Source organism: Agrococcus sp. Ld7, assembly GCF_045064095.1.
Lineage (GTDB): Bacteria > Actinomycetota > Actinomycetes > Actinomycetales > Microbacteriaceae > Agrococcus.
In genome coordinates this window covers 24397-51008 of record NZ_JBISGY010000030.1, presented here as the reverse complement: position 1 = coordinate 51008, position 26612 = coordinate 24397, and the positions used below count along the sequence as shown (strand labels likewise).

Sequence of the window (26612 nt, the reverse complement as noted above, 5' to 3'; positions counted from 1 at the left end):
CCCTCGCGCGCGCTGCGCTGCGGCACGGCTGTGGAGAGTCGGGTCGGTGCCCGGGTCACTCCTCGATCGCGAGGTCCTTCGGCAACTCCAGATCGCGCGACGCGAGCTCCTCGACGTTGACGTCCTTGAAGGTGAGGATGCGCGCCGACTTGATGAAGCGATCGGAGCGGTAGATGTCCCAGACCCACACGTCGGTGAGCTCGAGCTCGAAGTAGAAGTCGGTGCCCGCATCGTGGCGGGTGATCTTCACGTCGTTGGCGAGGTAGAAGCGCCGCTCGGTCTCGACGACGTGCTTGAACATCCCGACGACGTCGCGGTACTCCTTGAACAGGGCGAGTTCGACCTCGCGGTCGTAGTCTTCGATGTCCTCGGGTTCCACGCTGCCATCCTATGGCCCCGCGTCCGGCCCGATCGCTCAGCCGCCGTGCAGCCCTCAGCGCAGCCAGGTCCGCCGATGGAGGGCCGTCGCGCCGAGCGCCGCGATCGCCGCCATGTGGGCCGCAGAGCCGTAGCCCTTGTTCGATGCCCAGCCGTAGCCGGGGTGCTGCGCGTCGGCCTCGACCATCTGCTCGTCGCGCTCGACCTTCGCGACCAGCGCCGCCCCGGAGACGGAGGCGCAGTCGCGATCGGCCTTCGCCCGCAGCGTCGTCCGCACCGGCGCTCGCAGCGCGGGCGCGAGCCAGTCGAAGGTGCCGTCCAGCAGGATCGCTGCGGCACGCACGTCGACACCGGCCGTGTGCAGGCCGACGAGCGCCCGTCGGCCCGCGAGACCGAGCGCGACCGTCAGCCCGAGCGTGTCGATCTCGTCGTTCGACGCGTGGCCGACGGCGCTCACGCCCCATTCCCGCACGAGGGGTGCCGTGGATGCGCGGCGCAGGGGCGTCATCGTCTTCGAGTCGCGCAGGTGCTGCGGCCACTCGCCGCAGTCCGCGGCCAGCGCGAGCGCCCCGACGCTGACGGGGCCTGCCAGTGCTCCCCTGCCGACCTCGTCCATGCCGATGACGCAGGGCGCATCCGCCCACAGCGTCTGCTCATGATCGAGCGTCGGGGTGGCCGGCATCAGTGCGCCACCGCCTGCGGCAGCATCACCTCGGTCGCCGCGCCCTGCGCCTCCACGCCGACGAAGGACTGCGGGTAGTCGTCGAGCCAGGTCCAGCGGTCGACCGGCCAGGAGATCAGGATGGCGCGACCGACCACCGACTGCATGGGCACGAAGCCGCCACCGGGCGCGTCCGTGTGCGCGCGCGAGTCACCGGAGTGGTTGCGGTTGTCGCCCATCACCCACAGGTGGCCCTCCGGGACGGTCACGTCGAAGGTCGACGCGCTCGCCGGCTGGCCCTCCTGGTCGAGGCGCAGGTACGGCTCATCGATCGGCACCCCGTTGATGAGCAGCTGCCCGAAGTCGTTGCAGCACTGCACCGTGTCACCGGGCAGCCCGATGACGCGCTTGATGAGATAGCCGTGCTGATCCTCCGGCGCCAGGCCCACGAAGGTCAGGAACCAGTCGAGGGCTCCCGCGATGCCGGTCTCGGGCTCGCGCGGCTGCTCGGGCAGCCAGCCGCCCGGATCCTCGAACACGACGACGTCGCCGTGCTCGACCGGGATCAGCGCTGGGGTGAGCAGGCTGACGATGATGCGGTCGTCGACCTGGAGCGTGTCGTTCATCGACTCCGACGGGATCCAGAAGGGTCGGATGAGGAAGGTCTTGACGAGGAACGAGATCAGCAGGGCGACCAGGAAGATGACGACGATGTCGCGGAGGAACAGCAGCGCGCCGCGCCCACGACGGGCAGTGCCCTCACCGCGGCTCGACTCGCCAGCCTCGACCGAATGCGTCATCCCCGCCCTTTCGCTCTCGCAAGTCTAGGCGCGCACCGCTCGCCGTTCGGTCGCTGCCGGCCGCGTTGCATCACGATTCGGCGTCGAACGCACGAACGGGGTCGGCGTGATGCCGACCCCGTTCGCCGAAGACCTCAGCTGGCGCGCTTCTCGCGGATCTTCGCTGCCTTGCCGCGCAGTCCGCGCAGGTAGTAGAGCTTGGCGCGGCGCACGTCGCCGCGGCTCACGATCTCGATCTTGTCGACGACCGGCGAGTGCACCGGGAAGGTGCGCTCGACGCCGACCTGGAACGAGACCTTGCGGACGGTGAACGTCTCGCGCACGCCGTGGCCGGAGCGGCCGATCACGACGCCCTGGAACACCTGGACTCGCGAGCGCGAGCCCTCGATGATGTTGACGTGCACCTTGACGTTGTCGCCGGGGCGGAAGTCGGGGATGTCGGACTTGAGGCTTGCTGCGTCGACCTTGTCGAGGATGTGCATGGCGATGTCGCTCTCTGCGGCCGCCACAGGTCGACCGCGTCTTGGATAGGAAGCTTGGATGCGGTGCCGCGCGTCTGCTCCCCTGTGGCAGAGGCCGCCCCGAAGGGCCGCGCCGCGAGTGGCACCAAGGAACTATCTTGCCACACGCTGGAGGCTGTCACGAGCGCGACGGCCCCGTCAGCGCTCCGGGTCGTCCTCGATGCGGATCACGCGGCCCTGCTGCGGGCCGTCGATGCGCTGGAATGAGGCGTCTGCCTCGCGCGGCCGCTGCTCGAGCAGCGGAGCCTGCAGGTCGCTGACCACGCGCTCGACCCGGCGACGCGTCTCGCGGCCGAGCGCCATCGCCTGCAGCCAGAAGAGCACGATGCCGCCGAGGATCGTCACGAAGGTGCCGATGGCGGTGAACGACAGCGATGCCGTCAGCCAGCCGTCGCCGAACCAGGCAGTGAGCGCGCTGCCGGTGCGGCCTCCGGCCGAATCCACCACCGTGAATCCGAGGAGTGCGATCACGAGCAGCCACGGCCCGACCAGGCGCAGGTCGCGCCAGGTGATGGCGCGCGGTCTGCGCACCTCCTTGCGGGCGACCGTGATGCCGACGACGAGCGCGATGGCGATCGCGAGTCCCGGGCCGAGGAAGGCCTGCAGCAGCAGCGCGTCACCCAGCGGTGCGCCGGCCAGCGCGCGACCGAACATGATCCAGGCCGGCAGCACGATGATCGAGGCCGCGAACACCCAGAAGCCCGCGTGCAGCACGCCGTGCCGCCGGGGCCTGCGCTGGTCTGCTGTGCTCGTCGCCATGCCTCGAGGCTAGCGACCCGAGCCCGGCACCGCCGGAGTGTTCGCTGAGGGCTACCGACCGGAGTCGTCGTGCGAGAGCAGATCCGGTCGCACCCGGCGCGTGCGCTCCAGCGACTGCTCGTGCCGCCACGCCGCCACGTGCGCGTGATTGCCGCTGCGCAGCACCGCGGGCACCTCGAGCCCCCGCCAGACCTGCGGCTTCGTGTAGGAGGGGTGCTCGAGCAGCCCCGCCTCGTGACTCTCGTCGACGAGGCTGTCGGGGTTGCCGACCACACCGGGCACCAGGCGTCCGATGGCCTCGATCATCGCCATCGCGGCGACCTCCCCGCCGTTGAGCACGTAGTCGCCCAGGCTCACCTCCAGCACCCGGGCGCGCGTCGCGGCGTAGTCGGCGACGCGCGCGTCGATGCCCTCGTAGCGGCCGCACGCGAACACCAGGTGCGGCTCGGCGGCGAGCTCGCGCGCGAGGGCCTGGGTGAACGGCACACCCGCAGGCGTCGGGAAGACGACCACCGCATCCACGATCGGGTCTGCGTCGAGGATCGCGTCGAGCGCCTCACCCCACGGCTCCGGCTTCATCACCATGCCGGCGCCACCGCCGTAGGGGGTGTCGTCGACGGTGCGGTGCCGGTCGTGCGTCCAGTCGCGCAGGTCGTGCACGCCCAACTCGAGCAGACGCTCGCGGCGGGCCTTGCCGAGCAACGAGACGTCGAGCACCCCGAAGAACTCCGGGAAGATCGTGACGATGTCGATCCGCATAGCCTAGGCCTGGTCGTCGGCGGCGGTTCCGTCGGCGGGCTTGCCGGGCTCGAGCGTCTCGTCGTCGGGCTCGAGCTCCTCGAACAGTCCAGCAGGCGGCGTGACGGTGAGGCGCCCTGCCCGCAGATCGACCTCGGGCACGATCGCCTTCACGAACGGCACCATCACCTCGTTGCCACCGTGGTCGACGATCAGCATGTCCTGCGCGGGCATCGCGTCCACGCGCACGACGCGGCCGATGCGGGCGCCATCGCGCCACACCTCGAGGCCCGCGAGCTGATGCACGTACCAGGCATCGGGCTCGACCGGCAGCTCCGTGGGGTCCTGCTCGACCCACAGCACCGCCTTCACGAGCGACTCGGCCTCGGTGCGGTCGGTCACGCCGTCGAAGAACGCGACGGGACTGCCGTTGTAGACGCGGAGCTCTCGCAGCTCGAGCGACTTGCCGTGCCACTTCGACGACGTCGGCACCTGGAGCGCGAACCGGGCGCCCGGGACGAAGCGTCGACCGGGATCATCGGTGTAGAGCTCGACCTTGATCGCGCCCTTGAGCCCGTGGGCCCTGGCAAGCCGTCCGACGCGCAGCTGGGTGCGCGCTGGCACGGCGGGCCTAGCGATCGGTGTCCACCACGTCCACGCGGACGCGGCGTCCTCCGGGGAGCGCACCCATGACGGTGCGCAGAGCGCCGGCGGTGCGACCGCCGCGCCCGATGACACGACCGAGGTCCTCGGGGTGCACGCGCACCTCGAGGACCTCGCCGCGCTGCGTGTCGCGCGCGCCCACGCGCACCTCATCGGGGCGATCGACGATCCCCTTCACGAGGTGCTCGAGTGCATCGCGCAGCATGCTCAGTCCTGCTTCTCGGCTTCGCCGGCGTCCGCCGACTCGGTCTCGGTCGCCGGAGCCTCTGCGGCGGCGGTCGACGCCTCCGAGGCCTCGGCCTCGGCTGCGGGCGCCTCAGCGGGCTTCTCAGCCTTGGGCTTCAGGACCGGCTTCTTGGACTCGTCGGCCTCGAAGGACTTCTTGCCCTCGGGCGCCTTGACCTGGCTCTCGGTGGGGCCCTCGCCCGTGAAGCGACCCCAGTCGCCCGTGAGCTTCAGGAGTGCCGCGACCTGCTCGGTCGGCTGCGCACCGACGCCGAGCCAGTACTGCGCGCGCTCGCTGTCGATCTTGATGAACGAGGGGTGCTCGGTCGGGTGGTACTGCCCGATCTCCTCGATCACGCGGCCGTCGCGCTTGGTGCGCGAGTCGGCGACGACGACGCGGTAGAAGGGCGCACGGATCTTGCCGAAGCGCTTCAAACGGATCTTGACTGCCACAGTTCTCCTGCTTTGTGTAATGGATGTTGCACCGCGGCCTGCGCATGTGGGGATGCGCGGCCCGCAAAGCTCGGTGAGCGTCGCGCGCCGGATAGAGGGTCGGGCGCGTGCTCGACCCCCCATTCTGGCACATCTGCGAACGATGCGCGCGCCACTCGGGTTGTCGCCGTACGCTTCAGCCATGCAGTTCGCCGCCTCCCCGCGCTCGTCGCTCGGTGTCGAGTGGGAGCTCGCGCTCGTCGACCCCCGCACCGGCGAGATCGCGCCGCGCGCGAAGGAGCTGCTCGAGGCCATCGATGACCGGCGCTTCGACAAGGAGTTCCTGACCGGCATGATCGAGCTGATCACCGGTGTCCACTCCACCACGGACGAGGCGATCGACGAGCTGCGATCGATGCGCGACACCGCGTGTGCGGCCGCTGATCGGCTGGGCGTCGCGCTGGTCGGCACCGGCACCCACCCCACGAGTCGCTGGCGCGAGCAGTCGCAGGGCGACGATCCCCGGTACGCGCGCGTGGTGCAGAAGGCGGGCGATTGGGGGCGCCGGCTCATCATCTTCGGCGTGCACAATCACGTCGGCGTGGAGGACAGGAACAAGGTCGTGCCGCTCATGCGCACGATGCTCGACCGGTTGCCGCTCATCCTCGCCCTCTCCGCCTCCAGCCCGTTCTGGCAGGGGCTCGACACCGGCTTCGCCTCGCACCGCACGATGCTCTTCCAGCAGCTGCCGACGGGGGGCCTGCCGCCGATGCTCGTGGACTGGGGGGAGTACGAGCGCACACTGCACGACATGCTGACGGCAGGCGTGATCGACGACGTCGGCGAGCTCCGCTGGGACGTTCGCCCCTCCCCGGCGATCGGCACCGTCGAGGTGCGCGTCGCCGACGGCGCGCCGTCGATCGACGACCTCGCTGCGGTCACCGCCCTCATCCACTGCCTGATCGAGGAGGCATCGCGCGCACTCGACGAGGGAGAGCCGCAGCGGCATCTGCCCTCCTGGCTCGTGCGCGAGAACAAGTGGCGAGCGGCTCGCGACGGCCTTGAGGCGACGGTGATCATGGATGAGGACGGCACGCTGCAGCGTGTGCGCGATGCCATCGGCGAGACGCTGGAGCGCGTGGCGCCCATCGCGCGGGATCTGGGGGCGACGCGCTCGATCGCGGCCGCGGGAAGGGTGCTGGCGCGCGGCGGCTCGGCCGCGCAGCAGCGCGCCGCCTACGCCCGCGGCGGCCACGGCGCGGTGCTGGCCGAGATTCGCGAGGCGATGCGCGCCTGATCGTTGCGCTTCCCGGAATCGAGCCGCTGCGCGCTCATCCGCACCGGTGCGCGACGCCGGCCGTCACGCGTTCTTGCGGTCGCGCCAGTCGAGGAAGCCCTGCACGCGGTCGAAGGCATAGCCGTCCGGGGTGTCGTCGCCAGAGAGCGGGATCGTCAGCAGCCGGGTGCCCGCCGCGTGGAGGGCGTCGAGCCGTTCGAGGCCGACGGCGTCGCTCCCGCTGCGCACGCTCGCACCGTTCGAGATCTCGATCTCGGCGATGTCGCGTCCGCGCGTCTCGCACGCCCGTCGGAGCACGTCGAGCTTGTGCGGCAGCTCGTCGGGCCCGACGAAGGAGTGCCAGATGTCGGCGTGCTCTGCGACCATCGGCAGGGTCCTCCGCTCCCCCTTCCCGCCGATCAGGATGGGCATCTCGCCCATCGGCGGCGGGTTCAGCTTCGCCCATCGCGCACGGATGCGGGGCAGCGATGCCGCCAGGTCGCGCAGCCGCGAGCCCGGCGTGCCGAACTCGTAGCCGTACTCCTCGTAGTCGCGCTCGAACCAGCCGCCGCCGATGCCGAAGACGAAGCGGCCGCCCGCGATGTGGTCGATCGTGCGCACGGTGTCGGCCAGCAGCTCCGGATTCCGGTAGGAGTTGCAGAACACCAGCGCGCCCAGCTGCACCCGCTCGGTCGCGACCGCCCATGCGGCCAGCTGCGCCGTGGCCTCGAAGTGCACCCCGTCCGGGTCCCCCGAGAGCGGGAAGAAGTGATCCCAGCCGAAGACGGCGTCGACGCCCATGTCTTCGAGCCGCTTCGCGGCATCGATGGTGGCCTGCATCGTGATGTGCTGCGGCGCGAGCTGCACGCCGATCCTGGTGGGTCGATCGATCATGCGTCGAGCCTATGCGGGTCGCCGCGGGTCGCATCGCTCTACGCTGGTTTCGTGAACCAGCTCTCCCCCATTGCCGACCGTGCGGCCGCGCCCGCGACCCTGCCATCGATCACCGCGGGCTCGCTCTCGTGGCGCCCAGCGACCGTCGAGGACACGGCGCGCCTGACCGCCTTCAACAACACGGTGGCCGAGGCCGACGGTGCACCGTACCGCGAGACCGAGGCTGAGACCCGCGAGGAGCTCGGTGCCGCCTGGCGCGACCTCGAGCACGACACACTGCTGGGATTCGATGACGAGAGCGAGCTGCGCGCCGCGGCACTCGTGGGCACGGCCCCGGGCGACACGACCACGATCCGCGTCTTCGTCTTCGGCGGCGTGCACCCGTCCCGACGCGGCGAGGGCATCGGGCGCGAGGTGCTCGCGTGGCAGCTCGCACGCGCTCGGCAGATCCTGGCGTCATCCGGCAAGGAACTGCCCGCTCGCATCGCCGCCTACGCCGAGGACGACGATCCCGCCTCGAAGCACCGGCTCTACACGCACGCGGGCTTCGAGCCGCGCCGCTACTTCTCCGATCTCAAGCGCCCGCTCACGAGCGATGCGCCAGCCGTGCCCGAGGTCGAGCTCACCGGCTCGCTGCGCCTCGTGCCGTTCTCTCCCGAGCTCGACGACGCCACTCGGCTCGCGCACAACGACGCGTTCCGGGACCACTGGGGCAGCCAGCCGCAGACGATGGAGCAGTGGACGAACGGGCGCAGCGAGTTCGCACCCGAGTGGTCGTTCGTCGTCGTCGACGACGCGCCCGATGTGGGCGCGCTGCTGGCGGACGAGACCACGGATGCGGGGACGCGAGCGGCGCTCGAGGCCGGCGATCCGCTCGTGGTCGCCTACTCGATCAGCAGTCGCTACGCCGCTGACTTCGATGTGCGCGGCTACAGCTTCGGCTACGTCGACGTGCTGGGAACCCGTCGCGCCTACCGCGGCAGGAAGGGTGCGATCGCGGCGCTCGTCGCGAGCATGCGCGCATTCGCGGACTCGGGGATGGACGCGGCCGTGCTGGACGTGGACACCGAGAACCCCTCCGGCGCCCAGGGACTCTACGCCAGCCTCGGCTACACGAAGGAGCACGGCTCGACGATGTACTCGATCGAGCTCTAGCGCGTCACCCCCGCAGGTCGAGGAGCGTGCGGGCGCACCCCGCGCGCGTCACCTGTAGGTCGAGGAGCGTGCGGGCGCAGCCCGCGTGTCACCGTCGCAGGTCGAGGAGCGTGCGGGCGCAGCCCGCGCGCGTCACGAGACCGACATCCCGTCCAGCGCCTCGCCGACCTGCGCCGCGCCCGCGTTCGCACGGATCGTGACCCCGCGCAGCTCGGGCCGCGCGACGACCTCCGCGATGAGCCGCGCAACCGTGGCCCGCGGGATCTCGGTGGCTTCCAGCGAGCCCTCCGGCTCGTCGATCTCGATGCCGCTCTCGTCATCGAGCGTGAGCGACGACGGCGCCAGGATCACCCAGTCGGCGCCCGAGTCGCGGATCGCCTCGTCCACGAGCGACTTGGCCTCCGCGTAGGCGAAGAAGTCGTTGTCCTCCGGGACCCCGTGGTCGCGGCTCGCGCCGAAGTAGGAGACCATCAGCAGCCGCGCACCGGCGCGATCCGCGGCATCCACCACCTTGAGCGCGGCGTCGTGATCGACGGACCACGTGCGTTCCGGGCTGCCGCCGCCCGCACCCGCCGACCAGACGACGACGTCGTAGCCCTGCAGGAGCCGGTCGACCGCCGGCTGCTCGAGCGACTCGAGATCTGCGACCACCGGCTCAGCACCGGTGGCTTCGATGTCGCCCGACTGCTCGGGCTTGCGGATGACGCCGTGGACCGTGTGCTCCGCGTGCGCGAGCATGCGCAGCGCGTGGAGCCCCACCTTGCCGTGGGCGCCGAGGACGATGATGCGTGCCATGCCCCCACCGTACGCGACCCGATGCGCGGCCGCCTCAGTAATAGACCGCGAGCGGCCCGCTCGGGCCCTCGATCACCCGCACTGGAGTGTCGAACACCCGAGAGAGCACGTCGTCGGTCATGATCTCGGCCACCGGGCCGAACTCCGCGACTCGCCCCTCCTTCACGGCGCAGATGCGGTCGGCGTAGTGCCCCGCGAAGTTGATGTCGTGCACGACCAGCACGATCGTGCGCCCGAGCTCCTCGGCGGCGCGGCGGAGATGGCGCATCATCTGCACCGAGTGCCGCATGTCGAGGTTGTTGAGCGGCTCGTCGAGCAGCACATACTCGGTGTCCTGGGCGAGCACCATCGCGACATACGCACGCTGCCGCTGCCCGCCGGAGAGCTCGTCCAGGTAGCGGTGCTCGAGCGCGGCGAGGTCGACGAAGTCGATCGAGCGGTCGATCAGCTCCTCGTCGTGGGCCGTCAGCCGGCCGCGGGAATGCGGGAATCGACCGAACCCGACGAGCTGACGCACCGTGAGCCGGGTGATGAAGTGGTTCTCCTGCCGGAGGATCGAGACCACCTTGGCGAGATCCTTGGACCGCGTGCCGGTCACGTCGAGACCGGCGATCTCGATGATGCCGGCGTCGAGCCCCAGCAGCCGACCCATCATGGTGAGCAGCGTCGACTTGCCCGCGCCGTTCGGCCCGATGAGCGCGGTGATGCCGCCCTGCGGTATCTCGATGGTCACGGGACCGATCGCGACGTCGTCGCCGTAGTCCTTGCGGACGTCGTGGAGCGTGATCACAGTCGACCCTTCCTGAGGATGACGAAGAGGAACACGCAGCCGCCGACGAGCTCGATGATGATCGAGACGACGCCCTGCGCGTAGAAGATGTGGCGCATGACGAAGTAGGCGCCGCTGAGCACGACGAACGCGAGCAGCACGGCGACCGGCAGGATGCGTCGGTGGTCGTAGGTGTCTGCCGCCTGGTAGGCGAGCGTCGCCACGAGGAAGCCCAGGAACACCATGGGTCCCACGAGCGCGGTCGACACCGCCATCAGGACCGACACCAGGAACAGCACCTGCATCGTCTCGCCGCGGTGGCGCAGGCCCATGCCCATGCTGATGTCGCGGCCGAGCGCCATGACGTTGAGCCGGCGGGCGCGCAGCCAGAGCGCGCCCGCCGCGAGCACGCACAGGGGGATCGCGACCGGCAGGTAGGCGGGGTCGGCGTTCGAGACGTTGCCGAACAGCCTCGCGGTGAGCACGTCGAACTCGCTGGGCGTGAGCAGCCGCTGCATGAACGCGGAGACCGATCCGAGCCCTCCCCCGACCACGATGCCGATCAGGAGCATCACGGGCAGGCTCCCGTAGCGCCCGGAGAGCAGCCAGCCGTAGAGCAGCAGCGACAGCGCGACCATGAGCACGATCTGCAGCATGAACTGGGGCACGCCCTGCAGCGCCACGATCCCGGCGATGCCGAGGAAGTACACCGCCGAAGTCTGCACGGCGGTGTACAGCGACTCGAAGCCCATGATCGAGGGGGTGATGATGCGGTTGTTCGTCACGGTCTGGAAGCTCACCGTCGCGACCGCCTGGCACAGCGCGACGACCGCCATGACGACGACATCCGTCGCGCGCATCTGCGCGATGCGCCAGAACCCGTCGGTGCCGATCGGCATCGGGTTGTCCCACGCGAGCAGGCCGAGCGCGAAGGCGGCCGAGAGCACGATCAGCCCGGTCAGCACGATGCGGTAGCGACGTCCCGCCGCGGGCGTCGGAAATGCACCCGACCCGCTCCGCGGCGCGCTCCGCGCGGGCTCCACGGACGTCGTCCCAGCGATCGGCAGCTCAAGCACGACGACGCTGCCGCAGGATCAGGGCGATGAAGACCACGGCGCCGAGCACACCGAGGATCAACGAGACGGGCACCTCGAACGGCGCGATGATCGTGCGCCCGACGAGATCGCAGACGGTGACGATGGCGATGCCCGTGAGGCACACCCACGGGAGGTTGCTCCGCAGGTCATCGCCGCGCACCATCGAGACGATGTTGGGGACGATGAGCCCGAGGAACGGGAGGCTGCCCACGATCACCGTGACGACGCCGGTCGCGATGGCTACCAGGCCCGCGCCCAGCAGCACCACGCGGTGGTAGTCGACTCCGACGTTCGTCGCGATCTCCTCTCCCAGACCCGCAACGGTCAGGCGATCGGCGACCACGGAGACGGCGATCGCGACCAGCGCGACGATCCAGAGGAACTCGTACTGCCCGCGGAGCACCGACGTGAAGCTCCCCGCGAACCACACCCCGAGGCTCTGCAGCATGTCGGTCTGCAGGGCGATGAAGGTCGAGACGGCGGAGACCACGGCGCCCAGCATGATGCCGATGATCGGGACGATCAGCGACGCCCGCAGCGACACGCGGCGGAGGAACAGGAAGAAGACCATGGTGCCCACGAATGCCGCTGCGATCGCTCCCACCATGCGCGGCAGGATGCCGGCGCCGGGGATCGCGATCATCACGGTGATGAGCCCAAGACCGGCCCACTCGGTGGTGCCGGTGGTGGTGGGCTCGACGAACCGGTTCTGCGTCAGCAGCTGCATCACCAGTCCGCTCATCGCCATCGCAGCTCCCGCGAGCACGAGGGCGACCGTGCGAGGGATGCGCGTGATGGCGAACATCTCAGCGCCGTCGGCAGCGCCGACCACGTCGTAGACGCCGGTGACGAGCGACAGCGCCAGCAGTGCCGCGACGACGCCGACGCCCAGCAGCAGCCGCCAGTCGAACAGCCGGCGGCTGCGCGCGAGCGGCTGCGGTGCGGTCGTCGTCATCGTCCACCCATAGTCGTCTCCTGCGGTCGTGGCGGGCGGCGCACCCGGCTGGATGCGCCGCCACGGTCCATGCGTCAGCTGGCCTCGAGGGCCTCGGCGAACGCCTCGAGGAACTCGGTGTAGGTCTGGATGCTCTCGTTCGTGTAGGTGTCGGCGGGCATGTAGACGAGGTGGCCCTCCTGCACGGCGGTCACGCCTGCCAGCGCCTCCGAGTTCTCCAGGATGTCTGCCGCGGGCGAGAACTCCGGGTCGTCGGCGAGGATCGCGGCATCGCGATCCATCACCAGGATCCAGTCGGGGTTTGCTTCGGCGATCGCCTCGACCGAGATGTCGTCGCCCTGGTGGTCGTCCGTGGCGCCATCGACCTCGAGCGCCGGCGTAAGGCCCAGCAGATCGAAGATCGGCCCGAGCGTGCGACCGACGGAGGGCGCGAGGTAGCCGATCTCCCCACCGGAGGTCGTGACGGCCATCGTGGTCTCTGCCCCGTCATAGGCCGCAGCGGCGCGCTCGATCGCGGCGTCGAAGTCGGCGACCAGCTGCGAGGCCTCAGTCTGCTTGCCGAACACCTCGCCCAGCACCGTCACCTGGCGTCGCAGCTCCTCATCGAAGGGCTCACCGTCGCGCGGCTCCAGCTGCAGGATCGCCGCGTCCGGCACGAGCGCTGCCAGCTCTGCATCCCGGTCCGAGAAGCGCTGGCCGCTGACGACCAGGTCGGGATCCGCGGCCACGATGAGCTCGAGGTTGGGCTCGCGATGGTTGCCGATGTCGACGATGGAGTCGTCCTGCGTGTACGCGATCGTGTCCGGCATCAGTGCCACGGCAGCGGCAGAGAGCTCGATGCCCCAGTCGGACAGGGTCTCGAACGTGCGGTTGTCGAGCGCGACCACCGAGCTCGGGTTCGCGGGCACCGACTGCGAGCCATTGTTGTCCTCCACCTGGATGGCGGTGGTGGCCGCGGTCGTGGCGGCGGGCGCGGCATCGGAGGCAGCGCAGCCGGAGAGCGCTACGGCGGCCACGGAGAGCAGCGCCAGAGTGGCCAGGGGTCGCTGAGCGGGCATGGGAGTCTCCTTGGGAGGTGCGGATCGACGACGATCGGGCGGAACCGGGACGTGACCGTCGAACGGGGGTCACGTTAGGTAAGCCTAACCTAACCTAACCTACCGCCGTGCCGAACCCCAGTCGCCGCACCGCGCACGGCGCGCGAGATTCGGCGGCTGCTCTGCGGTCAGCGGTTGCCGAGCATGCGCTGCAGCGTCTCCTGATCGTCGCCGGAGAGCTCGCCGAAGGCGCCTTCCGCCTTCGGCGTGCCGAAGGCGCTGCCCTGCGGGGCGGCCGGTGCCGGCTCGACCCCCCGCTTCGCGGGGTTGCCGGAGCGGCGCTGCTGCTTGCCGCCCTTGGGCGCGGCCTTCTTCGACTGCCGCATGCCCGGCATCGGGCCCATGCCCGGCATCTGCGGCACGCCGCCGCGCGCGACGGTCTTCATCATCTTCGCCGCCTGCTCGAAGCGAGCGATCAGCTGATTGACGTCGGTGACAGTCACACCTGCACCTCGGGCGATGCGCAGACGACGGGAGCCGTTCAAGATCTTCGACTGCTTGCGCTCCTGCGGCGTCATCGACTGGATGATCGCCTCCGTCCGCACCAGCTCGCCCTCGTCGAAGGAGTCGATCGCCTCGCGCATGCCCTTGGCACCGGGCAGCATGCCGAGCATCTGCTTGAAGTTGCCGGCCTTGCGCAGCTGCTGCATCTGCTTCAGGAAGTCCTCGAGGGTGAAGCCATCGGTGGCGATCGACTCGGCGAGGCGGAGCCCCTCCTCCTCGTCGAACGCCTTCTGCGCCTGCTCGATGAGCGTCAGGATGTCGCCGAGGTCGAGGATGCGGCTCGCCATGCGATCGGGGTGGAACGGCTCGAAGTCGTCGAGCGTCTCGCCGGTCGACGCATACATGATCGGCTTGCCGGTGATGCCTCGGATCGACAGCGCCGCACCGCCGCGCGCATCGCCGTCGAGCTTCGTCAGCACGACGCCGGTGAAGTCGACGCCCTCCTGGAAGGCCTTGGCCGTCGCGACCGCGTCCTGCCCGATCATCGCGTCGATGACGAACAGCACCTCGTCCGGGTCGACGGCCCTGCGGATGTCTGCGGCCTGACGCATCATGTCGGCGTCGACGCCGAGGCGGCCGGCGGTGTCGACGATGACGATGTCGAACTGGCGCCGCTTCGCCTCCGCGACACCGTCGCGAGCGACCCGCACGGGGTCGCCGACGCCGTTGCCGGGCTCCGGGGCGAACACCTGCACGCCCGCCTGCTCGCCCACCACCTGCAGCTGCGTGACCGCGTTCGGTCGCTGGAGGTCGCTCGCGACCAGCAGCGGCTGGTGCCCCTTGCCCCGAAGGTGCTTCGCAAGCTTGCCCGCGAGCGTCGTCTTTCCCGCACCCTGCAGGCCGGCGAGCATGATCACGGTCGGTGGCTGCTTCGCGAGCTGCAGCTGGCGGCTCTCGCCGCCGAGGATGCCGACGAGCTCCTCATTGACGATCTTCACGACCTGCTGCGCCGGGTTCAGCGCCTCCGACACCTCGTGCCCGAGCGCGCGCTCGCGCACCGCTGCCGTGAAGGACTTGACGACTTCGAGCGCGACGTCGGCGTCGAGCAGCGCGCGACGGATCTCGCGCACCGTCCCGTCGACGTCCGACGCGGAGAGCTTGCCCTTCGTGCGGAGCTTCGCGAGGGTCTCGGTGAGTCGAGTGGAGAGTGAACCGAACGCAGCCATGGTGCCGCCAGTCTACCGTCGGCCTGGCATGCTGGTTCCGTCACCGCAGAGGGGAGACCGCATGGGCCTTCGAGGCATGCCGCCGACGCACGCGCGATCGCTCTGGAAGAGCGTGCGCGCCTACGGCTTCACGATCACGGCGCTCGCCCGGCACGCAGCCCGGGTGCATGGCGACCGGCTGGGGCTGGTGGTGGACGGCTGGAGCACGACCTTCCGCGACCTGTGGCGCTCGGCAGAGGGCGTCGCGGCGGTGCTCTACGTCGAGCCGCTCGAGCGCAAGCGGCTGCCCGTCGTGCTCGCGTGCGCGGGGCCGGCGATGGAGGTCGCGCTGCTGGCCGTCGCGCGACTCGGGCTCGACGTCATGCCGATGAGCCCGCGACTGCTGGACGACTTCCGGCGCGCCGTCCCCGGCGATGCGCTGCTGATCCACGACGGCGACGCACCCGAGTGGCATCGCGGCCCCGCGGCATCCGCCGACCAGATCATGTCGTGGGCGTCGACCGACGGCTCGGGCCTCGGCCGCACCCGGCACCGCGCGCGCATCGTACTGCCGTCGAAGACCGTCGCCGGCACGATCACGCCGCACGTGCAGGGCGCGATGGGCGTGCAGGGGCTGCGGCAGCTCGCTGGCCTGCATGATCGGCTGGGCATCGTCGGCACGGATGTCGTGCTCGCCTGCGCTCCCCCGCACCGCGGGCAGGGGCTGCAGATGCTCGGCATGTCGCTGCTCACCGGCGCGACGCTCGTGAGCGCCGCGCACACGTCGCCGGCCGACCGCATCCGCATCGTCCGGGAGCGCTTCGTCTCGGTGCTCTCCGCATCGCCGCTGCAGCTGCGGGGCATCCTCGACGAGCTCGAGCGCGCGGGCGCGGAAGCGCCGCGGCTGCGCCGCATCATGGTCGCTGGCGACGAGCTCGACGCCGATCTCGTGCGACGGCTGCACGCCACCTGGGGCCCGATCGTGCTGAGCGCGTACGGCTCGGTGCAGACCGGCACCGTGGCGGTCGCGACGCCCGAGGTGCTCGCCTCGCATCCCGGCACGGCTGGGCTGCGCCTGCCCGGCAGCGACTTCGGCGTCGTCGGCCACGCCGGACGCAGCGATGCCACCGGGCTGCTGTGGGTGCGCGGCGCGCACGCGACCGTGATCACGGAGGATCAGGCACGCATCGAGGACGCCAGGCTCACCATCGTGGGCGCGCTCTCGCAGCCCGACACTGCCGATTGAAGCGGGTCTCGTGACGCGCCGGCCTGCGGCCGCCGCTCCTCGACCGACGAGTCGGCTAGCCGACGAGCTGCTCGACGAAGACGTGGCTCGTGAAGCCGGTGAGGTCGTCGATGCCCTCACCCTGGCCGATGAGCTTGATGGGGATGCCGGTGCGCTCCTGCACCGCCAGGATGAAGCCGCCCTTGGCGCTGCCGTCGAGCTTCGTGATGACGAGCCCGGTGATGCCGGCCGACTCGATGAAGGACTGGGCCTGGGAGACGCCGTTCTGACCGGTGGTCGCGTCGAGCACCAGCAGCACCTCCGAGATCGGCGCCTGCTTCTCGATCACGCGCTTGATCTTCCCCAGCTCGTCCATCAGGCCGCCCTTGGTGTGCAGCCGGCCGGCGGTGTCGATGATGCACATCGTGTGCCCGTGGGTGATCGCCGCCTGGACCGTCTGGAAGCCCACGGATGCCGGATCCTGCCCCTCACGCTCCGGCCGCACGATCGCGACGCCCGCGCGCTGCGCCCAGGTGGCGAGCTGCTCGACCGCCGCGGCGCGGAAGGTGTCTGCGGCACCGACGACGACCGATTGGCCGTTGACGACCAGGAAACGCGCGAGCTTGCCGATCGTGGTCGTCTTGCCGACGCCGTTGACGCCAACGACCAGGATCACCGCGGGACGCTCCTGGAGCGACAGCGTCGGGTCGTACTGCGCGAACCGCTCCTCGAGCCGCTCCCGCAGCATGCGCTTGAGATCGCGCGGATCGTCGATCATCAGCCGCTCGACATCGGCGCGCAGCGAGTCGATGAGCTGCTCGGTGATGTCCGGTCCGAAATCCGCCGTGATGAGCGCCGTCTCGAGGTCATCCCAGGTCTCATCCGTGATCGTCTCGCGCTGGAACATGCCCTTGAGGGCGCCGGAGAGGGACCACTTCGCTGCCATGCGTCCATGCTAGGCGGCTCAGCCGCTAGACTCGGCCTTCGGCGAAGGGGAGTATCCCGTCACGCCGCGATCGTCATCACGGAGCCGCAATGCGGCGCCCGGTCGCGGTGGCGCAGTCTGCGTGGGAGAGACGTTCGCGTCCATGCACGCACCCGTTCGAGAGGCCTTCCCCTGTGACCGCGTATCAGATCTTCGAGATCGCCTCGATGGCGATCTTGGTCGCCATCCTCGTCTTCGACCTGCTCATCGTGGTCAAGCGGCCGCACGTGCCGTCGATGAAGGAGGCGACCGCGTGGGTCGTCGTCTACGTCTCCCTCGCGCTCGTGTTCGCGGGAGTGCTCTTGCTGCTGGGCGACGGGGCCAAGGCCGGCGAGTTCGTCACCGGCTGGCTGCTCGAGTACTCGCTCTCGATCGACAATCTGTTCGTCTTCATCATCATCTTGAGCCGCTTCACCGTGCCGAAGGAGATGCAGCAGCGCGTGCTCATGATCGGCATCCTGATCGCGATCGTGCTGCGCGGCATCTTCATCGTCGCGGGCGTGCAGCTCATCGAGTCGTTCTCATGGCTGTTCTACATCTTCGGTGCCTACCTGGTGTACGTCGCCTGGAAGCAGGCCTTCGGCGGTGAGGACGAGTCGGGTGAGAAGGACAACCTGGTGGTGCGGATGCTGAAGAAGCGCGTCAACCTCACCGACACCTGGAACGGCGGCAAGTCGACCGTCACGATCGACGGCACGAAGTACGTCACGCCGTTCCTGATGGTGATCCTGGCGCTCGGCACCACCGACCTGCTGTTCGCGATCGACTCGATCCCCGCGATCTTCTCCATCACGACCGACCCGTTCCTGGTCTTCACCTGCAACATCTTCGCCCTGATGGGCCTGCGCCAGCTCTACTTCCTGCTCGGGGGCCTGCTCGATCGGCTCGTCTACCTGCACTACGGCATCGCGGCCATCCTCGGCTTCATCGGCGTCAAGCTCGTCCTGCACGCCATGGAGGAGAACGACCTGCCGTTCATCAACGGCGGTGAGGGCATCACCTGGGTGCCCCACATCGAGACCTGGCACTCGCTGCTCGTCATCCTCGGTGCGATGGTCGTCGCCACCGTCGCCTCGCTCATCAAGCTGCGCATCGACGCCCGGGCCACCGGCGACGCCTCGCTGCACCTCGGACCCTCCGAGGCCGAGCTCGGTGCCGACGGGCACTACCACATCGTCGACGCGATGGGCAACACCTTCTACCGTCCCCTGCGCGTCGAGCACAGCGAGACGGGCACGCTGCAGGTGGTCGACGCGAAGGGCACAGAGGCGCCCGCCGCCGACTTCTCGGCCGACGTGCTCCGGGAGGCTGCGCGGGAGGACATGGATCCCGAGGATCTCGACGAGGTGCGCCGCCGAATGCGTGAGGGGCGCGAGTTCGACGAGCGCACCGACCGCGAGGTGTGATGATCGTGCCGTGCCGGGCCGAGGCGCCGCTGCCGTGACGGGCGCGCCCGGGATCCTCGCGTGGCTGCGGCCGCGCGCCGTGCCGGGTGTCGAGGTGGTCTCGGCTGACGGCTACCGCCGTGCGCTGCCAGGACCGCGCGTCGCCGCGGTCGCCGTGACCGGGGAGACCGCGGCCACCGACGATGCCGACCTCGCGCGGCTGTTCGACCTCGGGGGATCCGCCGCCCGCCTCGCGGCCGACGACCGGCTCCGGTGGGCGGCGGCCCGGCACGGCGCGCTGCCGCTGGTCGCGGCCATCGCAGCGCAGCCGGCACTGGCCCAGCCCGGGTGCGCAGACGCGCACGAGATGCTCATCAGGGCGATCGTCGGGCAGCAGATCACGGTCGCGGCCGCAACACGGCAGCTGGGCCTCCTCGCGGCGCTCGGCGACCCGCTGCCGGCCGAGCTCGCGGGCGACGGCATCGATCGTCGCTTCCCCACCGCGGCTCAGGTGGCCGATGGCGCGGACGTGCTGCGGGGGCCGGCGGCGAAGACCGCGGCCGTGCGCCGAGCGGCGGAGGCCATCGCATCGGGCGCGATCGCGCTGCCCTCCTCCGCTGCCGCCGCTTCGAGCAGCGACCTCGCACTGCTGCGCGCGAGGCTGCTGGAGCTCAAGGGCATCGGGCCGTGGACCGTCGGCTACCTCTCGCTGCGGCTCGGCGACCCCGACGCGCTGCTGCTGGGCGACGTCGCGGTGCAGAAGGGCGCGCGCCACCTGGGCATCGCCGATCTGCGCTCCCTCGCAGCGGACTGCGCGGGGCATCGTTCAGCGCTGATGCTGCGCTGCTGGGCAGCCGCGACGAAGCCCCCGACGGCCTGACCTGTCAGCGGCGGGTGGCGGTCACCGTGAACTTCGCGTTGCGGGAGACCTGGCGCGTCTCGCCGATGCGGTCGAGCAGCGCGCGGTAGCCGAGCGGGCTGTTCCACACGCACCACAGCTCGCCGCCGCGCGCGAGCGCGCGACCGGCGTCGCCGATCAGTCGCTCGGCCATGCCCGTGTGCACGGCGGCACCGACGTGGAAGGGCGGGTTCAGCAGGATGAGCGACGCGGATGCATCCGGCACGCCCTCGAGCCCGTCGGCCTGCCTCGCGGTCACACGGTGCGCGACCCCATTGGCCTCTGCCGTCGCGCGGGTGGAGGCGACGGCGGCAGCGGAGGCGTCGGTCGCGAGCACCTCGATGCCGGGCCTCGCGAGTGCCAGCGCGATGCCGAGCACACCCGTGCCGCACGCGAGGTCGATCGCGCGCGCCGCATCCGGGAGCTCGTCGAGGTGCTGCAGGAGCGTCTGCGCTCCGATGTCGATCGAGGTGCCGGCGAAGGCGGCGCCGTGCGCGACCACGGTCAGCGGGTGGCCGGCGACCTCGTGCTGGCGACGGCGAGGCCAGCTGATCCCCGGCCGCAGCGGCCCCTCGGCGTGCAGCACCCGAGACTTGCGACGCCCGAGCGACGCGTGCACGTGCCGGAAGGATCGGCTGAGCAGCGCGTTCATGCTCATCGACATGTGCTTGACGCGGCCGCCCGCGATCACGCGCACGCGCTCGTCGGCATGCGTGGCCACGAGCTCGGCGATCTCGTCGAGCGCGTCGAGCGAGCGCGGCAGCTGCAGCAGCACGAGCGTCGCGCCCTCCACCAGGGCCGCATCCAGCCGGTGGTGCGCGAACCCCGTCATGCCCAGCTCGGCGGCATTCGCATCCAGCGCGCGCTCCCCCACCACGAGATCCTGATGCACGCGCACACCGTTCGCACCGGCGTGCAGCGCGCCGAGCGTGAGCGCACCGTGGCGGTCGCCGATCACCACGACATCCCCGACCTCGCTCACGAGCTCTCCCGCCTCGTCCAGGATCAGCGCGTCGGAGGCATCGTGCGCATGCAGCGTCGGGTCCTCGACGTCGGGGCGGCGTCGCAGCCGCGAGAAGAGCGCGTCGCGATCGGTCACGTGCTCGATCCTCGCACTGAACGCCCGGGCTCACGCACACGCGCACGCCGGCAGCCGACCCCTGGCGTGCAGTCACACCCGCGAGTAGGTTCGCCCTCGTGATCGCACCGCTTGCCTCGCACGCCCTCGCCGCGCTCAGCCAGACGATGACCGGTCGCCTCACGGTGCCGGGCGACCACGCCTACGACGCGGAGCGCCGGGCGTGGAACCTCGCGGTCGAGCAGCGTCCGATCGCTGTCGCGCACCCTGCGGGAATTGCCGATCTGCGCGCGATCCTCGGCGCAGCACGCGACAGTGGCGCCACCGTGGCCGTGCAGCCGAACGGCCACGGCGCGTCGAGCGCGCTCGAAGACGCGATGCTGGTCCGCACGGCGGCGTTCGATCGGCTCGAGATCGACGCGGATGCGCGCACGGCCCTGCTCGGGGCCGGCGTGCAGTGGGGCGCGGTGCTCGAGGAGCTGCGCGGCACCGGGCTCACCGTAGCCGCGGGGACCAGCCGCGTGGTCGGCGCCGCCGGCTACCTGCTCGGCGGCGGGCACTCCTGGCTGAGCCGCGCTGCGGGGCTCGGCGCGCAGTCGCTGCGGGCCGCGTGGATCCTGCGACCGGACGGCTCCCACGAGCGCGTCGACGATGCATCCGACCCCGACACGATGTGGGCGCTGCGCGGTGCCGGAGGCGTCGTCGGCATCGTCACCGAGCTCGAGATCGACCTGATCGATGCTCCCGCGCTGGTCGGCGGGTCGCTGCAGTTCGCCGCCACCGACGGCCCGGCCGTGCTGCGTGCGCTCCGCGACATCGCCGAGGATGCGCCCGTGGGCCTGAACGCGTTCGCGAACTCGATGCGGATGCCCGATGCCCCGATGGTGCCGGAGGCTGTGCGCGGGACGAGCTTCGTCACCGTCGACGTGGTCGTCACGTCGGAGCGCGACCTGGCGCCGCTCGACCGGGTGCGTGCCGTGGCGACGCCGCAGCCCGAGCAGCAGGGGCTCGTGGGCATCAACCTGCGCATGCTCGGTGGTGCACTCGACCGGCAGGAGCTGCCCGCGTTCGCGACGCTCGAGGGCGCGCGCTGGCTCGCGATGGGGCTCGCGCCGCTGTTCCCCGGGATGCCGACCGCGCCGGGTGACGCGAGCCTCGCGGGGCTCGACGCCATCCTGCGGCCGGCGGCGTCCGAGCGCATGCTGCCGACCTTCCTCGACGGAGGCGACACGCTCGAGCGCTGCGCCTCCGACGATCAGCTGGAGCGGCTGCGCGGCATCCGTCACGCCGCCGATCCGGACGGTGTGCTGCATGCGGGACGGCTGCCGCGCTGACGCAGCTCCCCTGATGAGTCGGTGCCCGGCCGACGTTCGACGGGGGCGGAACGTTGGGATGTGGTTCCGGTGCTCGCGCCCTAGGTTGAGCCCATGAGACGCATCGCGATCGGTGGCCTGGCGGCCGCCATCCTCCTCGGCACCGCCGGCTGCACGGGCCCCGCGCCGGCAGCCCCGGCTGCCCCCATCCCGACGGGACCGGCAGTGCAGGCACAGCTCGCCGAGCTCCCGAGCCCCGCGCCCGACTCCCCCGTGCTCGCCGTCTCCACCGTGCTCGAGCAGGACGACGGCGCGCTGCTGTGCCTCGGCGCGGTCGCCGAATCCGCCCCGCCGCAGTGCGAGGGGCTGGAGCTGCTCGGTTGGGACTGGGCTGCCTTCGAGCACACCGAGACCGGCGGCGTGCGCTGGGCGCAGGGGGTCGCGATCGAGGGAACCTATGAGCCCGAAGCGCGCACCTTCACGCAGACGGGCGAGCCCATGAGCGCCGCCGCCATCACGATGCCCGCGATCGAGGTGCCGCAAGGGTCGCTCGACGCCGCCGCCATCGAGGCGGCGCAGCGCGACGTCGAGGCGGTCGATCGGGCGGATGTGCTGGGCAGCTACGGCGAACGGGGCACGCTCGTCGTCGAGGTCATCTACGACGACGGCACCGTGCAGGCGGCGATCGATGCCATCTACGGCCCGGGTGTCGCCTTCGTCATCTCGGCACTGCGCGGAAGCGCGGCACCGCCCACGGTCACGGAGCCGCCCCTGGATACCGCAGCGCCCGTCATCACGGGTGACACCGAGGCGCGGCTCGGCGAGCTGCCGACACCGAGCGCGACCGAGCCGGTGCTCGCTGTCGGCACCGTGCTCGACAACGGCACGCCGATGCTCTGCTACAACGTCGCCACTTCCTTGCCGCCCCAGTGCGGCGGCCCCGAAGTTGTCGGCTGGGACTGGTCTGCGGTCGAGTATGAGGAGGCCAACGGCGTGCGGTGGACGGATGCCGTGGCGATGATGGTGACGTACGACGCCGCTGCGCACGCGGTGACCCCCGTGGAGATGCTCGACCTCGCCGCGCTGACCATGCCGGCGCGCGAGAGCGTCAGCGGCAACCTGGATGCGGCGACGCACCAGGCCGTGCAGGACGAGATCTGGAGCCTGCAGCGCCCCGACGTGCTTGGCAGTGGCGGCGATGGGATCGTCGAGATCGAGGTGGTCTACGACGACGGCTCGATCCAGGCCGGCTTCGACGAGATCTACGGGCCGGGCGTCGTCCACGTGTGGTCGTGGCTCGGCTGAGCGCAGGCCGCGGGCGCTACGCGTCGACCGTCTCGCGCTTCGTCCGCTGGCCGACCACTGCTGAGACGCCGTCCTGGCGCATCGAGACGCCGTAGAGCGCATCCGCGATCTCCATCGTGCGCTTCTGGTGCGTGATGATGATCAGCTGGCTGGTCTCGCGCAGTTGCTCGAACACGGCCAGCAGACGGCCGAGGTTGGCGTCGTCGAGCGCCGCCTCCACCTCATCCATGATGTAGAACGGGCTGGGCCGCGCCTTGAAGATCGCGACCATGAGCGCGACCGCAGCGAGCGATCGCTCACCGCCCGAGAGCAGCGAGATGCGATCGATCTTCTTGCCGGCGGGCCGCACCGTGACCTCGATGCCGGTCTCGAGCAGGTTGTCGGGATCGGTGAGCGCGAGCGCTCCGGAGCCGCCGGGGAACAGCACCGGGAACACCTCGGTGAACGCCGCCCTCGTATCCTCGAACGCCGCCGCGAAGATCGTCTGCATCGTCTCGTCGAGGTCGGCGATGATCTGCTCGAGGTCTGTGCGGGTCTTGGCGAGGTCGGCCAGCTGCTCGGTGAGGAATGCGTGGCGCTGCTCAAGCGCCTCGAACTCCTCGAGTGCGAGCGGGTTCACGCGACCCAGCCGCTGCAGCTTGCGCTCGGCCTCCTGCAGCCTCGCCTGCTCCGCCTTGCGATCCCAGCCCTCCTCCGGCTCGTACTCGGCGACCAGCACCCGCTCCTCCAGGCCCAGCTCGCTGCCGGCCCGCTCGAGCAGGTTCGACAGGTGCAGGCGCTGCTCGTAGGCCTCCATCTCGGCGACGTGCACGTGCTCGGTGAGCTCCTGCAGCCGCTCGCGCAGCCCGCCCTCGTCGCGACGCAGCCGCGTCAACTCCTCGCTGCGCTCGCGGCGCGCGGCCTCGCGCTCGGCGAGCACGCCTCTGGCCTCCTGCACGGAGCGCTCAGCGACGGCCAGCACGGGCGGGATCGCCTCCAGCACCCGCGATGCCTGCGTGCGCTGGCGCTCCCGCAGCACGGCGCGGCGGGCGGCCTCCTCGGCGCGCGCCCGTTGCGCCTCGACGTCGCGGGCGAGCGATTCCGCGCGCGCGAGCTCTGCCCGCACGCGCTCCCTCGCGGTCTCGAGCTCGATGCGCAGGTCGGTCTCGCCGGCACGCGCCGCCTCCAGCTCCTGCAGCAGCCCCTCGCGTGCCGACGCGTCGAGCATCGGCCGCGGCTTCGCCGCGAAGCGCTCGAGCGCCCGCTCGGCGGCCTCGACGCCGCGCTGCGCCTCGTCGATCCCGCGTCTCGCTTCGCCGAGCGCGGCATCCGCGCGCTCGTGCTCGCCGATGGCCGACTCGAGCCGGGCTCGCACGCGGCTGCGCTGCTCGCCGCGCGCAGCGGATGCCGCGTCGTGTGCGCGCAGCGCGTCCAGCGCATCCGCGGCCGCGCGCTTGGCCTGCTGGTGCGCCTGCCGCGCATCCTCGAGCGCGCCCGACTCCCGCTCGATCGAGGTGGAGAGCTGCTCGAGCCGCTCGGTCGCGGCGTCGCGCTCGGCGATCAGCTCGAGGCGCGACTGCGCGTCGTCGCTGCCGCCGCGCAGCAGGTAGTCGCTGACGTAGTCGCCGCGCTTCGTCACGATGGTGGCGGGGCCGACGAGATCGAGGTCGGCGATGGCCGGCCCCAGTCGCTGCGCCGTCTCGAGCGAATCGACGATGAAGGTGGTGGCGAGCAGCCCCAGCACGCCCGCTGGCGCATCCACCACGGTCGGTGCGTGCACCGCACCGTCCACGGTGCCGGCCTCGCTGCGCGCGACTGCAGCATCGGCGACGACCGCCTCGATGCGCCCGAGCCCCTCGCGGTGCGCGTGCTCGATCGCGGCGGCGGCGGCCTCGCGCGTGTCCGCCAGCACCGCCTCGCCGAGCGTGCCGAGCGCCGCGGCGATCGCGGCCTCGAAGCCCTTGTGCACCTTCACGCGCTCGGCCACCAGCCCACCGATCCCGTCGAGCCCCGCGTCGAGCACACCCGCGGATGCGTTCGCCTTCGACAGCGCCAGGTTCAGCGCCGAGGTGCGGGCGGCGATGGCGTCGCGCTCGCGCTCGACCGCGTGCAGGGCGTCGCGCCGCTCATCGAGCGCCGCCGAGAGCCGCGCCTGCGCGTCATCCGCGTCCCGGTAGCCGCGGGAGAGCGACTCGGCGTCATCCGCCTCATGCTCGTCACCGGTCTCCTCCGCCGCTGCCCTCGCCTCCGCGAGCCGCTGCTCGGCGTTCGCGAGCGCGCCCTCGCGGCGCGTCACGTCGGCCTCGCGCGCGGCGAGCGTGGATGCCGCGACCTCGACCTTCGACCGATGACCGGCTGCCTCGAGGTCGTGCTTCGAGACCAGCGCCGCCTGCTCGGCGATCTCCTCGTCGAGCGAGTCGAGGTTCGCTCGTGCGAGCGCGGTCGCCGAGGCCGCCCTGCCGAGGCGCGCCTCCGCATCCGCGACCCGCTCCGTGAGGCTCGCTGCCTCGTCGCGCGCGGCGCTCACCATGTCCGGCGTGACCAGCGGCGAGGCATCCCCGACCTCTGGTGCCTCCTCGAGCAGCGCGAGTCGCTGCCCCGCGAGCGCGTGCAGCGACTGCAGCCGCGACAGCTCGCGCTCGAGCCCGTGCGCGACGGTACGCGCCCGATCGACGTCATCGCCGACCATGGACGCCTCGAGTCGGCCGGCGCGCAGCTGCGCCTGCTCGAGCTGCTCCTGCAGCACGATGCGCTCCGACTTCCGCTCCGACTCCGAGCGCGCGGAAGCATCCAGCTGCGCGCGCAGGCCGATGACCTCGTGCGCCATGAGCCGCGCGCGCGCGTCGCGCACGGTCGCCTGGATGGTCGCGGCCTCCTTGGCGATCTCCGCCTGCTGCCCGAGCGGCTTCAGCTGCCGACGGATCTCGCCCGTGAGGTCCTGCAGCCGAGTGAGGTTGGCCTGCATGGCGTCGAGCTTGCGGAGCGTCTTCTCCTTGCGGCGCCGGTGCTTGAGGATGCCGGCGGCCTCCTCGATGTAGCCGCGGCGATCGGCAGGCGTCGCCTGCAGCACGTTGTCGAGCTGTCCCTGGCCGACGATCACGTGCATCTCGCGGCCGAGCCCCGAATCGCTCAGCAGCTCCTGCACGTCGAGCAGCCGGCACGACTCGCCGTTGATCGCGTACTCCGAGCCGCCGTTGCGGAACAGCGTGCGCGAGATCTGCACCTCGGCGTACTCGATCGGCAGGGCGCCGTCGGCGTTGTCGATGACGAGCTCAACGTGCGCGCGGCCGAGCGGCCCGGTGGTGGCCGTGCCGGCGAAGATGACATCCTCCATCTTGCCGCCGCGCAGGGTCTTCGCCCCCTGCTCCCCCATGACCCAGGCGAGAGCGTCCACGACGTTCGACTTCCCGGAGCCGTTCGGTCCCACGACGCAGGTGACGCCCGGCTCGAACTGGAACGTGGTGGGGCGCGCGAACGACTTGAAGCCCTTGACGGTCAGGGTCTTGAGGTGCATGCGGCTCCCGGTTCGCGACTGCGAACACCGTAGCCCGGCGATTCCGCATTGCGCGCACGGCGCGCG

Annotated in this window: 25 protein-coding genes and 1 pseudogene; 7 read left to right on the top strand and 19 right to left on the bottom strand. The window is 71.0% G+C overall.

Annotated elements, in window-relative coordinates:
• Positions 1-55: 55 nt before the first annotated feature.
• The 9 genes from ACJJVL_RS08675 to rpsP all read right to left on the bottom strand — a co-directional run bounded on the left by ACJJVL_RS08675 (position 56) and on the right by rpsP (position 5198).
• Positions 56-379: a DUF2469 domain-containing protein gene (locus ACJJVL_RS08675; RefSeq protein WP_347756980.1), complete on the bottom strand. Its 324-nt coding sequence runs from the start codon at positions 377-379 to the stop codon at positions 56-58.
• 54 nt (positions 380-433) lie between these two features.
• Complete coding sequence (locus tag ACJJVL_RS08670) at positions 434-1060, bottom strand: ribonuclease HII (protein ID WP_405218190.1); 627 nt, start codon at positions 1058-1060, stop codon at positions 434-436.
• Positions 1060-1839 (bottom strand): signal peptidase I, encoded by a 780-nt coding sequence (gene lepB / locus ACJJVL_RS08665; RefSeq protein WP_405218188.1) that lies wholly within the window; start codon positions 1837-1839, stop codon positions 1060-1062. The genes ACJJVL_RS08670 and lepB overlap by 1 nt, the downstream gene beginning before the upstream one ends.
• A gap of 134 nt (positions 1840-1973) precedes the next feature.
• Positions 1974-2321: a 50S ribosomal protein L19 gene (gene rplS / locus ACJJVL_RS08660; RefSeq protein WP_405218275.1), complete on the bottom strand. Its 348-nt coding sequence runs from the start codon at positions 2319-2321 to the stop codon at positions 1974-1976.
• Between the two features lie 177 nt (positions 2322-2498).
• Positions 2499-3119, bottom strand: a complete 621-nt coding sequence (locus ACJJVL_RS08655) for a hypothetical protein (RefSeq protein ID WP_405218186.1) — start codon at positions 3117-3119, stop codon at positions 2499-2501.
• 51 nt (positions 3120-3170) lie between these two features.
• Complete coding sequence (gene trmD / locus ACJJVL_RS08650; RefSeq protein ID WP_405218185.1) at positions 3171-3878, bottom strand: tRNA (guanosine(37)-N1)-methyltransferase TrmD; 708 nt, start codon at positions 3876-3878, stop codon at positions 3171-3173.
• Between the two features lie 3 nt (positions 3879-3881).
• Complete coding sequence (gene rimM, locus ACJJVL_RS08645; protein WP_405218184.1) at positions 3882-4481, bottom strand: ribosome maturation factor RimM; 600 nt, start codon at positions 4479-4481, stop codon at positions 3882-3884.
• Between the two features lie 7 nt (positions 4482-4488).
• Entirely contained in the window at positions 4489-4725 is a 237-nt protein-coding gene (locus tag ACJJVL_RS08640; protein WP_405218183.1) for an RNA-binding protein, read from the bottom strand.
• A gap of 2 nt (positions 4726-4727) precedes the next feature.
• Positions 4728-5198 (bottom strand): 30S ribosomal protein S16, encoded by a 471-nt coding sequence (rpsP, locus tag ACJJVL_RS08635; RefSeq protein WP_405218182.1) that lies wholly within the window; start codon positions 5196-5198, stop codon positions 4728-4730.
• A gap of 181 nt (positions 5199-5379) precedes the next feature.
• Between rpsP and ACJJVL_RS08630 the strand changes: the two genes are divergently transcribed.
• A complete protein-coding gene (locus ACJJVL_RS08630; RefSeq protein ID WP_405218180.1) occupies positions 5380-6474 on the top strand; it encodes a YbdK family carboxylate-amine ligase in 1095 nt (364 codons plus the stop codon).
• Positions 6475-6537: 63 nt separating this feature from the next.
• Here ACJJVL_RS08630 and ACJJVL_RS08625 read toward each other — a convergent pair whose 3' ends face one another.
• On the bottom strand, positions 6538-7347 hold the full coding sequence (locus ACJJVL_RS08625) for an LLM class F420-dependent oxidoreductase (protein ID WP_405218179.1): 810 nt from the start codon (positions 7345-7347) through the stop codon (positions 6538-6540).
• Positions 7348-7398: 51 nt separating this feature from the next.
• Here ACJJVL_RS08625 and ACJJVL_RS08620 point away from each other — a divergent pair, with 51 nt between their 5' ends.
• Complete coding sequence (locus ACJJVL_RS08620) at positions 7399-8502, top strand: GNAT family N-acetyltransferase (protein WP_405218178.1); 1104 nt, start codon at positions 7399-7401, stop codon at positions 8500-8502.
• Positions 8503-8634: 132 nt separating this feature from the next.
• Here ACJJVL_RS08620 and ACJJVL_RS08615 read toward each other — a convergent pair whose 3' ends face one another.
• From ACJJVL_RS08615 to ffh, 6 genes are all read right to left on the bottom strand, one after another.
• A complete protein-coding gene (locus ACJJVL_RS08615) occupies positions 8635-9297 on the bottom strand; it encodes an SDR family oxidoreductase (protein WP_405218177.1) in 663 nt (220 codons plus the stop codon).
• A 34-nt stretch (positions 9298-9331) separates the two neighbouring features.
• Entirely contained in the window at positions 9332-10087 is a 756-nt protein-coding gene (locus ACJJVL_RS08610; protein WP_405218175.1) for an ABC transporter ATP-binding protein, read from the bottom strand.
• Positions 10084-11133 (bottom strand): iron chelate uptake ABC transporter family permease subunit, encoded by a 1050-nt coding sequence (locus ACJJVL_RS08605; protein ID WP_405218274.1) that lies wholly within the window; start codon positions 11131-11133, stop codon positions 10084-10086. The genes ACJJVL_RS08610 and ACJJVL_RS08605 overlap by 4 nt, the downstream gene beginning before the upstream one ends.
• Before the next feature lies 1 nt (position 11134).
• A complete protein-coding gene (locus tag ACJJVL_RS08600) occupies positions 11135-12118 on the bottom strand; it encodes an ABC transporter permease (protein WP_405218173.1) in 984 nt (327 codons plus the stop codon).
• A 74-nt stretch (positions 12119-12192) separates the two neighbouring features.
• Complete coding sequence (locus ACJJVL_RS08595) at positions 12193-13176, bottom strand: siderophore ABC transporter substrate-binding protein (protein WP_405218171.1); 984 nt, start codon at positions 13174-13176, stop codon at positions 12193-12195.
• Positions 13177-13343: 167 nt separating this feature from the next.
• Positions 13344-14885 carry a signal recognition particle protein gene (gene ffh / locus ACJJVL_RS08590; RefSeq protein ID WP_405218169.1) on the bottom strand — a complete coding sequence of 514 codons (1542 nt, stop codon included), beginning with the start codon at positions 14883-14885 and terminating at the stop codon, positions 13344-13346.
• Between the two features lie 61 nt (positions 14886-14946).
• Here ffh and ACJJVL_RS08585 point away from each other — a divergent pair, with 61 nt between their 5' ends.
• On the top strand, positions 14947-16110 hold the full coding sequence (locus tag ACJJVL_RS08585) for an AMP-binding protein (RefSeq protein ID WP_405218168.1): 1164 nt from the start codon (positions 14947-14949) through the stop codon (positions 16108-16110).
• Positions 16111-16165: 55 nt separating this feature from the next.
• Here ACJJVL_RS08585 and ftsY read toward each other — a convergent pair whose 3' ends face one another.
• Positions 16166-17035, bottom strand: coding sequence for a signal recognition particle-docking protein FtsY (gene ftsY / locus ACJJVL_RS08580; RefSeq protein ID WP_405218167.1), 870 nt, complete (start codon positions 17033-17035; stop codon positions 16166-16168).
• 206 nt (positions 17036-17241) lie between these two features.
• On the opposite strand from ftsY, the pseudogene ACJJVL_RS08575 reads away from it, so the two are divergent.
• Positions 17242-18195 (top strand): annotated as a pseudogene (locus ACJJVL_RS08575) (TerC family protein); the annotation flags it as partial.
• Positions 18196-18490: 295 nt separating this feature from the next.
• On the top strand, positions 18491-19339 hold the full coding sequence (locus ACJJVL_RS08570) for a DNA-3-methyladenine glycosylase family protein (protein WP_405218166.1): 849 nt from the start codon (positions 18491-18493) through the stop codon (positions 19337-19339).
• 4 nt (positions 19340-19343) lie between these two features.
• Here the strand turns inward: ACJJVL_RS08570 and ACJJVL_RS08565 are convergent, their stop codons facing one another.
• Positions 19344-20456: a class I SAM-dependent methyltransferase gene (locus ACJJVL_RS08565; RefSeq protein ID WP_405218165.1), complete on the bottom strand. Its 1113-nt coding sequence runs from the start codon at positions 20454-20456 to the stop codon at positions 19344-19346.
• A gap of 98 nt (positions 20457-20554) precedes the next feature.
• On the opposite strand from ACJJVL_RS08565, the gene ACJJVL_RS08560 reads away from it, so the two are divergent.
• Together ACJJVL_RS08560 and ACJJVL_RS08555 are read left to right on the top strand one after the other, a co-directional pair.
• A complete protein-coding gene (locus ACJJVL_RS08560; protein WP_405218164.1) occupies positions 20555-21769 on the top strand; it encodes an FAD-binding oxidoreductase in 1215 nt (404 codons plus the stop codon).
• 93 nt (positions 21770-21862) lie between these two features.
• On the top strand, positions 21863-23053 hold the full coding sequence (locus ACJJVL_RS08555; protein ID WP_405218163.1) for a hypothetical protein: 1191 nt from the start codon (positions 21863-21865) through the stop codon (positions 23051-23053).
• 16 nt (positions 23054-23069) lie between these two features.
• Here ACJJVL_RS08555 and smc read toward each other — a convergent pair whose 3' ends face one another.
• The gene (gene smc, locus ACJJVL_RS08550; RefSeq protein ID WP_405218161.1) at positions 23070-26546 is read right to left on the bottom strand and encodes a chromosome segregation protein SMC; all 3477 of its coding nucleotides are present in this window, start codon (positions 26544-26546) and stop codon (positions 23070-23072) included.
• Between the last annotated feature and the right edge of the window lie 66 nt (positions 26547-26612).

Excerpts from the sequence above, each read along its gene's own strand:
- ACJJVL_RS08670 (WP_405218190.1), bottom strand. The coding sequence starts at position 1,060 with ATGCCGGCCACCCCGACGCTCGATCATGAGCAGACGCTGTGGGCGGAT.
- lepB (WP_405218188.1), bottom strand. The coding sequence starts at position 1,839 with ATGACGCATTCGGTCGAGGCTGGCGAGTCGAGCCGCGGTGAGGGCACT.
- rplS (WP_405218275.1), bottom strand. The coding sequence starts at position 2,321 with ATGCACATCCTCGACAAGGTCGACGCAGCAAGCCTCAAGTCCGACATC.
- ACJJVL_RS08655 (WP_405218186.1), bottom strand. The coding sequence starts at position 3,119 with ATGGCGACGAGCACAGCAGACCAGCGCAGGCCCCGGCGGCACGGCGTG.
- trmD (WP_405218185.1), bottom strand. The coding sequence starts at position 3,878 with ATGCGGATCGACATCGTCACGATCTTCCCGGAGTTCTTCGGGGTGCTC.
- ACJJVL_RS08640 (WP_405218183.1), bottom strand. The coding sequence starts at position 4,725 with ATGCTGCGCGATGCACTCGAGCACCTCGTGAAGGGGATCGTCGATCGC.
- ACJJVL_RS08630 (WP_405218180.1), top strand. The coding sequence starts at position 5,380 with ATGCAGTTCGCCGCCTCCCCGCGCTCGTCGCTCGGTGTCGAGTGGGAG.
- ACJJVL_RS08625 (WP_405218179.1), bottom strand. The coding sequence starts at position 7,347 with ATGATCGATCGACCCACCAGGATCGGCGTGCAGCTCGCGCCGCAGCAC.
- ACJJVL_RS08615 (WP_405218177.1), bottom strand. The coding sequence starts at position 9,297 with ATGGCACGCATCATCGTCCTCGGCGCCCACGGCAAGGTGGGGCTCCAC.
- ACJJVL_RS08600 (WP_405218173.1), bottom strand. The coding sequence starts at position 12,118 with ATGACGACGACCGCACCGCAGCCGCTCGCGCGCAGCCGCCGGCTGTTC.
- ACJJVL_RS08595 (WP_405218171.1), bottom strand. The coding sequence starts at position 13,176 with ATGCCCGCTCAGCGACCCCTGGCCACTCTGGCGCTGCTCTCCGTGGCC.
- ffh (WP_405218169.1), bottom strand. The coding sequence starts at position 14,885 with ATGGCTGCGTTCGGTTCACTCTCCACTCGACTCACCGAGACCCTCGCG.
- ACJJVL_RS08585 (WP_405218168.1), top strand. The coding sequence starts at position 14,947 with ATGGGCCTTCGAGGCATGCCGCCGACGCACGCGCGATCGCTCTGGAAG.
- ftsY (WP_405218167.1), bottom strand. The coding sequence starts at position 17,035 with ATGGCAGCGAAGTGGTCCCTCTCCGGCGCCCTCAAGGGCATGTTCCAG.
- ACJJVL_RS08555 (WP_405218163.1), top strand. The coding sequence starts at position 21,863 with ATGAGACGCATCGCGATCGGTGGCCTGGCGGCCGCCATCCTCCTCGGC.
- smc (WP_405218161.1), bottom strand. The coding sequence starts at position 26,546 with ATGCACCTCAAGACCCTGACCGTCAAGGGCTTCAAGTCGTTCGCGCGC.